At 31.2% G+C, this 12221-nt stretch carries 8 protein-coding genes; 4 read left to right on the top strand and 4 right to left on the bottom strand.

Annotated features, from left to right (window positions below; translation table 11 throughout):
- Positions 1–115: 115 nt before the first annotated feature.
- Both MHI13_RS19410 and MHI13_RS19415 read left to right on the top strand, forming a co-directional pair.
- Positions 116–790, top strand: a complete 675-nt coding sequence (locus MHI13_RS19410) for a response regulator transcription factor (protein ID WP_002469685.1) — start codon at positions 116–118, stop codon at positions 788–790.
- The gene (locus MHI13_RS19415) at positions 783–2150 is read left to right on the top strand and encodes a sensor histidine kinase (protein ID WP_002432703.1); all 1368 of its coding nucleotides are present in this window, start codon (positions 783–785) and stop codon (positions 2148–2150) included. The genes MHI13_RS19410 and MHI13_RS19415 overlap by 8 nt, the downstream gene beginning before the upstream one ends.
- 133 nt (positions 2151–2283) lie before the next feature.
- On the opposite strand, the gene MHI13_RS19420 is transcribed toward MHI13_RS19415, so the two are convergent.
- Complete coding sequence (locus MHI13_RS19420) at positions 2284–3762, bottom strand: malate:quinone oxidoreductase (RefSeq protein WP_064210176.1); 1479 nt, start codon at positions 3760–3762, stop codon at positions 2284–2286.
- 344 nt (positions 3763–4106) lie between these two features.
- On the opposite strand from MHI13_RS19420, the gene MHI13_RS19425 reads away from it, so the two are divergent.
- The gene (locus MHI13_RS19425) at positions 4107–5252 is read left to right on the top strand and encodes a glycosyltransferase family 4 protein (protein WP_064210175.1); all 1146 of its coding nucleotides are present in this window, start codon (positions 4107–4109) and stop codon (positions 5250–5252) included.
- A gap of 53 nt (positions 5253–5305) precedes the next feature.
- Here the strand turns inward: MHI13_RS19425 and MHI13_RS19430 are convergent, their stop codons facing one another.
- Positions 5306–6907 carry an L-lactate permease gene (locus MHI13_RS19430; protein WP_002432694.1) on the bottom strand — a complete coding sequence of 534 codons (1602 nt, stop codon included), beginning with the start codon at positions 6905–6907 and terminating at the stop codon, positions 5306–5308.
- A gap of 351 nt (positions 6908–7258) precedes the next feature.
- Here MHI13_RS19430 and MHI13_RS19435 point away from each other — a divergent pair, with 351 nt between their 5' ends.
- Positions 7259–8938 (top strand): CDP-glycerol glycerophosphotransferase family protein, encoded by a 1680-nt coding sequence (locus MHI13_RS19435; RefSeq protein ID WP_002432543.1) that lies wholly within the window; start codon positions 7259–7261, stop codon positions 8936–8938.
- 55 nt (positions 8939–8993) lie between these two features.
- Here MHI13_RS19435 and MHI13_RS19440 read toward each other — a convergent pair whose 3' ends face one another.
- Together MHI13_RS19440 and MHI13_RS19445 are read right to left on the bottom strand one after the other, a co-directional pair.
- A complete protein-coding gene (locus MHI13_RS19440) occupies positions 8994–9593 on the bottom strand; it encodes a hypothetical protein (RefSeq protein ID WP_002432721.1) in 600 nt (199 codons plus the stop codon).
- A 323-nt stretch (positions 9594–9916) separates the two neighbouring features.
- Positions 9917–12085, bottom strand: coding sequence for a bifunctional glycosyltransferase/CDP-glycerol:glycerophosphate glycerophosphotransferase (locus MHI13_RS19445; RefSeq protein WP_002432794.1), 2169 nt, complete (start codon positions 12083–12085; stop codon positions 9917–9919).
- Between the last annotated feature and the right edge of the window lie 136 nt (positions 12086–12221).

Below are 12221 nucleotides of genomic sequence, written 5' to 3' on the forward strand. Positions count from 1 at the left end.
TCTTTGTCACCAAAATTTTAAGAAGTGAATGTGAACTGAATATGAACGAACTTCGATATGTTAAATTAAAATCGGAAATAGTATAATAAATAAAAAACTTAGGAGCGAAAAGATGATGGTGAGCTGTTTAGTTGTTGATGATGATCGAAAAATATTAGATTATGTAAAATCTCATCTAATAAATGAACATTTTGAAACACACGCTTTTTTAAGTGGTGAGGAGGCACTTCATTTTCTTGAAAAAGAGAATGTCGCCATAGCTATCGTTGATATTATGATGAATGGCATAAATGGTTTCGAATTATGTAAAACTTTAAAAGAGGATTATGATATACCCGTTATTATGTTAACGGCAAGAGACGCTTTAAGTGATAAAGAACGTGCTTTCTTAAGCGGGACAGATGACTATGTAACTAAACCATTTGAGGTGAAAGAATTACTATTTAGAATCAAAGCGGTGTTAAGAAGATATCAAATTAATGCTGAGTCTGAACTTAAACTTGGAAATTTAACACTCAATCAACCATATATGGAGATAAATGTTGATGCTAAAACGATAAATCTTCCTAATAAAGAATTCCAATTATTATTTTTATTAGTGTCTAATCCGAAACACATTTTCACTCGAAATGACATCATTGAAAAGATTTGGGGATTTGATTACGAAGGAGATGATCGAACTGTTGATGTACACATTAAAAGACTCCGTCAAAAGTTGTCTAGATTAGGTGCATCAATTTCAATACATACAGTCCGTGGACAAGGGTATAAGGTGAATCAAGATGTTTAAAACACTTTATTCTAGAATTGCAATCTATACCATCACAGTGATACTTTTTAGCGCCTTTATAAGCTTTGTCCTTACAAATATCTATTATCATTTTAATTTAAAAGCCTCTAATGATGCTAAAATTATGAAAACCTTAAAAGAAGCACGCAATTATGAAAACGCACAAAACACTCAATCACTCTCCTCTTATTTTAAACATTTGGGAGATATGAATTATCAAATACTTACTGTAGATAATCTTGGTACAAAACATTTTTATGGAGAACCATTCCGTCGAGATACATTACCACAATCTGCTATTCAATCTGTAATGAATGGTAAAAATTATCACGGTATTAAAAATAAGCCATTTGAATTATTTGTCACAGGTTTTTTCGATAATGAAACGGATAACACGGTAGGCTTACGCTTTAAATCTAACGATAAACCAGTTGCAGTATTTATGCGTCCTGATATTGGTGAAACATTTAGTGAGTTTAGAATATTTTTAGCCGTGTTACTTGGTCTATTACTTGTCATCTCAATTTCATTAGTTATTGCTTCTACGTATTCAATTATTAAACCCGTTTCTGCTCTGAAAAGTGCAACCCATAGACTGATGAAAGGCGATTTTCAAACTCCTATCAATCAAACACGTCAAGATGAAATTGGCACCTTACAATCAAGGTTTGATACAATGCGCAAACGTTTAGGACAAGTAGATGAAATGAGACAACATTTTGTCCAAAATGTATCTCATGAAATCAAAACTCCACTGACACACATTCAAAGTATATTAACTCAACTACAATTTTCTAAAAGTAAAGAAGAAAGACAAATGCATGTTAATGAGCTATTTAATATTACTACTCAAGTCAGTGATTTAACGCAAGAACTATTATTACTATCTGAATTAGATAACGCAGAACATTTAACTTTAGATAAGCGCATCCACTTAAATGATTTAATTAAAGATATTATTAGACATGAGCAATTCCATATTGAAGAAAAAGATTTAGTAATTATGACAGAATTAGATGAGGTATATTTCCTAGGAAATGAAAGACTTATTCATCAAGCGTTGAGCAATCTTATCATTAATGCCATTAAATACACACCACAATATGGCTTAATCCAGATACATCTATCAATAGAAGCATCCAATATTATTTTTACCATCGAAAATGAGGGCACAGTCAGAGATAAAGATATGTCTCACATTTTCGAAAGATTTTATAAATTAAACAATGATCAGAGTAGTAATGGTTTAGGTCTCGCAATTACAAAGTCCATCATAGAATTGCACAATGGTACTATTTCTGTTCAATCTAACGACGCTACAATCTTCACAATTCAATTACCAATTAAAAACACTGTATAAACTAACTCCTAACCATGTTTTAGTTTATACTTTATCTTCATAAAAAAGGCTCTAAGATGATTTCAAGTTTGAAACCATCTTAGAGCCTTTGTTTTTAATTGACTTACTTTATCATTAACTTAGCTTCTACAAATTATTTAACATTTAAATACTTTGTAATTTCTTTATTTACAGCATGGTATACATCTTCATGTTCTGAGAGTTTCAAGCCAAATGAAGGTACCATTTCTTTGATTTTAGATTCCCAACCACTAAATTCTGATTGATAACAACGTTGTAGTACATCAAACATAATATCTACTGCTGTTGACGCACCTGGTGAAGCACCTAGAAGAGCTGCTAGTGAACCATCTTCAGAAGTAATAACTTCCGTACCAAACTGAAGGTTACCTTTAGATTTATCAGTATCTTTAATCACTTGAACACGTTGTCCTGCAGTAATTACTTCCCAATCCTCGTCTTTAGCTTCAGGGAAGAACACACGTAAGTCATCAACACGTTCTTCATTAGATAACATTAATTGAGATACAAGATATTTAGTTAAATTAAACTCTTTAACACCTGCACTTAACATCGTTACTATATTATTTGGTTTAACAGATTTAATTAAATCTAAATATGAGCCAGTTTTTAAGAATTTAGGTGAGAAACCTGCGAAAGGTCCAAATAATAAAGAACGTTCGCCGTTAACAAAACGTGTATCTAAGTGAGGTACAGACATTGGAGGTGCTCCCACCTCTGCTTTACCATACACTTTTGCATGATGCTGTTTAATAACATCAGGATTTTTACATCTTAAGAATAATCCACTTACTGGGAAACCGCCAATGTGTTTAGATTCTTTAATACCTGTTTTTTGTAATAAAGGTAAACTAGCGCCACCAGCACCGATAAATACAAATTCCGTTTCATAATTTGTTATTTGACCAGATGTTAAATCTTTAATAATAACATTCCAATTACCATTATCCTGTTTCTTAATGTCTTGAACTTCATGCTTATAATTCACTTCGACATGTTTTTCTTGTAAATTGCTAATTAATTTTTTCGTTAAAGCACCAAAATTCACGTCTGTCCCTGTTTCATCATAAGTGATAGCAATAGGCTCTTCTGACTTACGCCCTTCCATCATTAATGGTACCCAATTCTTAATTTTTTCAGGATCTTCAGAGATTTCCATTTTTTCGAAAAGAACATTCTTTTGAAGACTATCTACACGACTTTTCAAGAAACGCACATTATTTTCGCCCTTAACAAAACTCATGTGTGGTACAGATTGGATAAACTTACCTGGGCTATCTAATTGACCCGTACGTACTAAATACGTCCAAAACTGTTTAGACACTTGGTATTGTTCATTAATCTTTATCGCTTTAGTGATATCAACTGAGCCATCTTTACCTTCTTTAGTATAATTCAGCTCGCATAATGCTGAATGCCCTGTACCAGCGTTATTCCAAACGTTTGAACTTTCCTCACCAGGTTGGTCCAATCTTTCAAATAATTTAATTTCTTTCTCAGGTGATAATTCTTTAAGTAATGTTCCTAATGTTGCACTCATAATGCCGCCACCAATTAAGATGACATCTGTTTTGCTATGTTGTGTACTCATAACAAATACAGTCCCCCTTTTCAATGAATAAATGGAACGATTGACTCTAATGGATTTGTTTTAATATAGATTTCTATATTAAAGCGCTTTCTAAACCTATAAAAAATATATCCCAAGAGTTATTTAAGGAAGGCTTGATTCTCCCTCATCATAACCATTGATTAAACTAGTTTAATTATATACTATAAATTGCTATTCACAAAAGGATAAAAAGTCAGATATCTATAAATTGTTAAACTCTTACCCTTAAATAATGCTATTAATCCATTCTAACATATTACCTTTAGTAGTCTGACTAATGTTATAATGAACTACAAGATTATAGAAACAATGAGGTGTTTTACATGAAATCGTTCACGTTTTTCATGCATAATATATATGCTATGGGTGGAACAGTAAAATCTATTTCCCAACTCTCTAATACTCTGTCTCAAAAAGGTCACTCAGTTACAATCATCTCAGTATTTAGAGGCGCACAATCGCCCTATTTTAAATTAAACAAAGATATTAATATTAAAGTATTAGTTGACTATCGTTTTAAAGCCAAAAATTTCAAAGCGATTGTCGCTAATCGTGTAAAATCTTATACTCCACTTTTAAAACCGCAAAAAATTTCTCAATATGAACCAGGATTAAATCAGTTTTCAAGTTATGTCGAAAAGAAAATGATTAAAGCCATCAAAAATGTGTCTTCAGATGTATTAATTGGTACTCGTGCGAGCTTCAATATTTTAATTTCAAAATATGCCAAAACACATATCACCAAAATAGGTATGGAACATATGAATTTTGATGCTCATCCTGAGCAATATCAAAGAGAAATTATTGCTGCCTATAGAAACTTAAATAAAGTCACTACATTAACTGAAAGTGATCAAAAAAACTATCAATCTCGACTTAAAACTCCTGTATACGTCGTACCAAATATGGTAACTGAGAAAAAAATTGCTGCACCGAAGAAAAATATTATCTTGGCCGCTGGTCGTTTAGAATATGAAAAAGGATTTGATTTACTTCTTGAGAGTGTGAGACTTATACAAGATTATTTAAGAAGGTTAAACTATGAAGTACATCTTTATGGGGATGGAAAAGAACAACACCAATTACAAGAATTTATCGATCAATATAATTTAAGCGATATTATTCAAATCAATGCGTCTACACAAGAATTAAATAGTAAATTAGCGCAAAGCAAAATTGTTGTTGTACCTTCACGTAATGAAGGTTTTGGGATGATTATTTTAGAAGCGATGCTTCAGGATAATATAGTTATTAGTTTTAAAGGCAATGTAGGTCCTGAAGCTATTATAAAAAATGGCCATAATGGTTATCTTGTAGAGTATGAAAATGTATCACAATTAGCCAAGCAAATTGATTTAACAACACATAATTATCATGAACTTGATCATATTATTCAAAATAGTAAAGAAACCTTAAAATTATATCACCCGGATACAGTATATGAAGACTTTATGAATATGTTCAAATAATTAAACATCTCCAAGCCTACTAAGAACTTTTAAAGGCTTGGAGATGTTATTTTTTATAGTAATAATGATAAGATGAATGTCCATAAACATACGAATACGAGTAAACCGATACTGTATCGTAATGTCATTTTAAGTAACTCAGATTCTTTACCAACCTCTTTAACGGCAGCTGTTGCAATCGCTATAGATTGTGGTGAGATGAGTTTGGCTGCTACACCACCTACAGTATTTGAAGCAACAAGCAATGATCCACTAGTACCTATTTGTTGAGCAACTGATGCTTGAATAGGTGCAAACAATGAGTTGTTGTTGACGACGGAACCTGTCATGAATACGCCAATCCATCCAAGTATAGGTGATAAGATTGGGAAGACACTACCTGCTTTAGAAATACCTTGACCCATCGCACTACTTAATCCACCATATGTTGTAATTTTAGAGATTGCCAGAATAAAGCAAATAGTAAGGACTGGTAGCCAAAGTTCTTTAAAAGTGACACCAAATAAACGACCAGCATCTCCAAAGTTTACTTTCTTAGACATCAATATAGTAATAACTATCGTTAGTAGAATAGCTGTACCTGTTTGGCCAATAATATTAAGTGATAATACAATTGGTTTGTGTGCTATATCACTGAATGTACCTGGTAGATTAAAGTTAAACACAAGTGATGATAATTTACCTTTTGGTAAGAATAACCCTTTAAATGATGGAGAACTCCATATCATGACAATGATTGTTAAGATAACGAATGGGCTCCATGCATATAATATTTCCTTACCTTTATGATGTTTAACTGGTTCTGGTTCAACATCTTGTTGAATTCTAAAGATATGTTTAGGTTGGAACTTTTTAGAAAATAAAGCTAAAGCTAGCATAGATGCGAGTGGCGGAATAATATCTGCTAACTCTGGTCCATTGAATACAGTTAATAGTGCTTGTAAAACTGTATAAGTGACAGAAACAACTAAAATAGATGGTAATGTTTCTTTAATACCTTTGAAGCCATCAATAATAAAAATTAATAAAAACGGAATAAAGAAGTTAATAATGGCTAATGTCAGTGTTGCGGTTTGTGAAACACCCATAGCTGTAACATTTCCCGGTAAATGTAATGTATCGACCACTCCAACTGGTATACCTATTGCCCCAAAGGCACCTGACGCTGCATTAGCTACTAAACATAACATTGCTGCTTGAAGTGGTTTAAAGCCAAGTTGTGATAATAATAAAGCACAAATTGCAATTGGCACCCCAAAACCTGCAGCCCCCTCTAAGAACGCATTAAACGAAAATCCTATCAGTAATAATTGAATACGTTGGTCTTGAGAAATACTTGTTATACTATCTTGTATAGTTGAAAATTGCCCAGACTCTAAAGTAATTTTATAAAGTAATACCGCCATCATTACAATATAACCAATAGGTATAACCCCTTGGAAGAAACCTTCTACAACTGCACCAGAAGCGATTCCCACTGGTAATTTGAAAAATGGAATTGCAATGAGCAATGTCACTACAAGTGTAGTTATCGCTGCATAAATTCCTTTCATTTTGAAAACTGTTAAACATAGTAAAAATAAAATGATAGGTATTGCTGCTACTAAACTTGATAATATTAAATTACCAAATGGATTAAATGTTTGTACTAACATATTTTGACTCTTCTTTCCTAAAAAATTTTCTATGAATTTAACTAGCAACATACTAATTTTTAACAGTTAACAAAAATTAAATAAAAATTAGTATGTCATCCCTACAAATATTTGTGAACTTTTTCACAAGAAAAATATATCATCTTTCTTTTAAAAATACAATAGACTTTTTATAGTTTATTCAAGAAGATTTCAAAACCTCAAAGTTTAATATTTTCCTAAAAAAAATATAGTACTAAGTTTTTAGATTTATTACATTGAAAGTCATTTTTAAGCAGTGAATTCATGAATTATAGTGAGCCACATGATAAAATAGTAGTAATAAAAGTTTAATAGATAGAAGGAAAACGAATGATAAAACAAATAAACATTTCACATATGGAGAAGTTGGAAGGACTATTAGAAAAAGCTTTACATGAGGGTTACACACATTTTGTACCCTATTCAAATGAAATTCAGATTCATCAATCAATGTTAAAATCCATTGAGCTACCTTCAACTTCATTTGTTGTCGATTATACAATACATAATACGTATCTTAATGACTGTAGATACTTTGGTAAAACATATATTAACTTTGAAGATTGGGTACAAAATATTAATTTATATCCTAATGTTATTTACGAAATCAATTCAGCGCTTAAGATATTGAATAAATTTGAGGTTGAAACGATATTTGACTTAGCTTTATTTACTATTCTTAAGGGCCATGTAGCTGTAGAAGGACATGTGGCACTTGATTTTAAAGACTCCCTCCGAACAAGCAAGGTATTCTGGAGAAGTTTTGACCGTAATGGATTAAATTATAGAGATCAATTCTTTCTTAATAAAATTGCATATGAACATCAACGTAGAATCCCTTTCACACGTGTACCTTTCAATGATCATGATAGTATACGTTATTCTGATTCCGTGTTATTAAGTACTAAATTCAAAGCACCAAGATGGCTCGTAAATCCAATTAAAAATTATTCATTACGTAAACATAAGGAAATTAGTTATATTTATGATAAAGATGATTCTAAAATTAAATCACATGTCGTATTTTTAGGTTTTGATTATCATTATAGAGGTAATTCTAAGTATCTATTTAATTACTTTGTAAAACATAACGCTACAGTAGAATCATATTTTATTACTGATGATAGAACTGGCCCACATTTCATATCTCCTAATGATGAGAGTGCAAAGGAAGTCATTGAAACTGCTAGTGTTGTAATCATAGAAAGCTATCTACCTGATGATGTTCGTCCTAATGGAAAGGTCATTCAATTATGGCATGGAACACCTATTAAGCGTCTCTTTTTAGATAGTAAAGAACCGCATCAAAATCTAAACATTTATAACTATCGAGCACGTAAATATAATAAATGGATACATCAAGATTATCTTGTCGTTGATTCTACAGAGGTTGTAAAATATTTTGAATCTGCTTTTCCGAGTCATAAATTAGATATCCTACCTATCGGTTATCCAAGAGTCAATTATTTATTAAATAAATCTCAAGATCTCACCCTAAGAAAAAGAATTATCAAAGGGTTACAATTAGATACCTCTAAGCCAGTTCTGTTGTATGCCCCAACTTGGAAATCAAATACATCTGAAGAAGATATACTACCTTTATCTGATAAGTTACTCAATAAATATAATGTGATATTCAAAGGGCACGTTGAAAGTAAAGATAATTACATTCCTGATGGCGTGATTGTCCCACCTGAAAGTGTAGAAACACAAGATTTAATTATGATAGCTGATATTGTTCTAACCGACTACTCTTCTATTATTTTTGATGCACTCACTCTTAATAAAAAGGTATGTTTATATACGCCAAATCATGCGCAATATGTTGAAGAACGTGGTGTATATGAAGATGTACTCAATAGCTTAAAAGAAGTATGGTATACAGATGCAGAATTACTTACAAATCATTTAATTTCTGATTCAGTACCACATGTAAATAGTAAATATATTAATAGACAAAATCATTCATTAGACAAACTTAGTCATTTAATAGCTCAGCAAATAAATTGATAATTACTTAAATAACGCGCTCACTTTTAAATTAAGTGAACGCGTTATTTATATACTATTGATGATAGTTTGGATCTATAAGTGTTGGTTGACCTTGTCGATTCACTGTGACTATCGAATAACTATTGTCTTTTGAGGCATCTTTAAAGCTAAATACATATCTAAATCCATCATTAGTAGCCTCGAGGGAGTAGTCATTATATTTTTTATGTGAGTTACCAAACATGTTTGCCTCATTCTTTGCTATATCTAGGGCTGTTTCAAAATTTGGAAGTTGTTGTAGTGCTTGACCTTCATTTCCATTAAATGGAGACAAGCTTCTAGCGACCTGTGTGGCGTGGTTGCTTTGATAAGGTGCAACGTAGTCCTTATTTTTACTATTATCTTGGTTAGATTGAGGTTGCTGTTTTGATGTATTAGTATTTTCAGTTTGTGAATCAGACGACGAAAGTTCATTATTATTACTACTAGATTTAGATGTACTGTCTTTATCTTTATGATTTTTAGACTTATCCTTTGAATCAGTTTTAGACTTTTTCTCTTTTTGTTCCTTCTTCGAACTATCATCATTTTTCTCATTTTCATCACTTCCACTATGAGAACATGCTGCTAGTATTAATGTTAGAACTGTGATACTTGCGAATAATCTCTTCATGAATATCTCCTCCAGCTTTTGAATCTATCTACCATCACTCTCATTTTATAACATCGTATTTTTATAAAAAGTATAAAAAAGAGTATAATATTAATTCCTTATTAATATTATACCCTATATTTATTAATTGAGTATTAAATTTATATACAGACTATAAGAAGTCCTTTCCCATCTAATTAGTATCAAATAAACATTTTCAAATTACTTTCGAGACATCTGTCCCATATATTGATTTAACTTTCAAATGAATTTTCTTAAGTTTAGATACAAAATAGACTGTGACAATAAAATAAGTCACAGCCTTATATATAAATATTATATTTCTACTTGTTTTCTTCGATATCTTTGTGAATAAGCTCTCCGATATATTGAGAAGCTTTACCATCATCAACTGAACAGAATCTATCATAAAAAGCATCAATTTGATCTTGATATTCATTTTGAACTTTATCTAAGTCTTTGAGTTTTTTAGCTAATCCATATGGTTCAGTATAAATTGGACCTGGTAAATCTTTCATATAGTCCATGTAGAATCCACGTAATCCTTTATCATATTTATCAATGTCATATGCAAAGAAAAATTGAGGACGTTTTAAAATACCATAATCAAACATAACAGATGAATAATCAGTGATTAAACAATCACTTACCAAGAATAACTCTGAAACATCGTTATAATTAGACACATCAACTGCAAAGTTTTCATATCCTGTTAGATCAAGAGCATTAGAGATAAGATAATGCATACGTAATAAGATAACGTAATCATCCCCTAGCTCATTGTATAGATTTTCTAAATCAATTTTTAACTCAAATAAATATTTACCCTTACTAACAAATTCATCATCTCTCCAAGTTGGAGCATACATAATTACTTTTTTATCACTTGGTAAGTTAAGATTTGTCTTGATTTCATCGATATAGTCTTGATCGTTTGCACGATTCACTAATACATCATTTCTTGGATAGCCTATTTCTAATATTCTAGGTTCATCCATCCAGAATGCACTTCTAAAAATTTCTGAAGAATATCTATTAGGCGAAATTAAATAATCCCAACGTGACGTTTCACGGTTGAAGTTTCGTTTATATCTTGAAGTTGTTGTACCAGGCATACGTACGACTTTCATATCATTTGCAAGTCGTTTTAATGGCGTACCATGCCAAGTTTGAATATAAGTTTGGTTATCCTTTTTGTTTAAATATAACGGTGTACGTGCATTTGATACCCAATGACTTGCTTCAGAGTATGCTTGATAGTATTCAGCAGAACCACGTTTCACTTTTTTAGCATTACCTGGAATTACACTCTTATCAGGTTTTTTCAGTGACCAGACATAATTGTAATTTGGATAGTATTTTTGCATATATTCATATATATATTTCGGACTATCACTATAATTTTTACCACCAAATGCCTCGAAAACAATCGTTCCTTGATTAACATTTTCTTCTTTATCAGTAAGTTCATATATAGAACGATCTTTATTTTTTCTTCTGAGTAAGACATTTTTAACGTGACGCAATGTCTTTCTAAATTGGTTCACTTTAAAAGCATTCTCTGTATCTTGATTCATCAATAAAACCGTTTCTATGATATTGATGAGTTTTTGATGTTTAACAAGTTGGACGTTAAGATATTGTGCTAATTCAACAAGTGTATCTTTGTGAGCCTCATATCTTGCTTTAATATCATAATGAGTTGGATCAAAATCACGGGAAATTCTATTTTCCATTTTATTAATAATAAATGTTCGCGTCATTTTATTCGAAGTACGTTCTAAAGCATCATAGAAGCTCTTTACATATTCTTCAAAAAGAACATCAAAACTTTGCTCACTTAACGTCACTGTTTCAAAAGGATCGTAAACTTCTCCACGGAAGTAGAACGGGAAGTTAAAAATACGCATAAACTTATTAACATATTTCATATATTCAAGCGTAAATGACCAATCAGTATAAATACTTAAATCTTCGTTGAATTTTAGATGATGTGCTTTAACGATTGCAGTTCGGAATATTATATTACAAGCTGTTTGCTTTCTTAAAAATGAATTAACGTTCGCGTCAGCATTGTAATACTCAACTCTAACACGATCTAAATCAACGTATTGAGGACGTTGAAGTGAAAATGAATGAATAGGCGCTATCAAGCCATCAGTATAATTAAATTTATCTAGATAAAATGTTATTGCATATGAGGCTAAAACGTCATCTGAATCAAGAAACATAAAATAAGGTGTTTCCACTTGTTCTAGAGCAACATTACGTGCATGTGCATGTCCTTGATTACTCTCTAATTTGATATAATTAATATCTTTATCATAATCTTTTAAAGCTTCATTCATTAATTGTTCACTATTGTCAGTAGAACCATCATTAACGATAATCACTTCAAAATCTTGAGTTCTTTGTTGTTTAATACTTTCAATACAACTTTTTATGTACTCTTCTGAGTTGTAATATGTGACAATAATTGTCAGTGTACTCATGTTATACGTCCTTTCTAATAACTCTATATGAATATAACGTGATTTGGCAGACATGATATTAGATTTTATAAATCTAATATTTGTAATTCCTCTTTCACTTTGTATTACGCATTTAATTCTTCATAAGTGAAATGTT

It is taken from the genome of Staphylococcus sp. FSL K6-0223, from assembly GCF_038008285.1.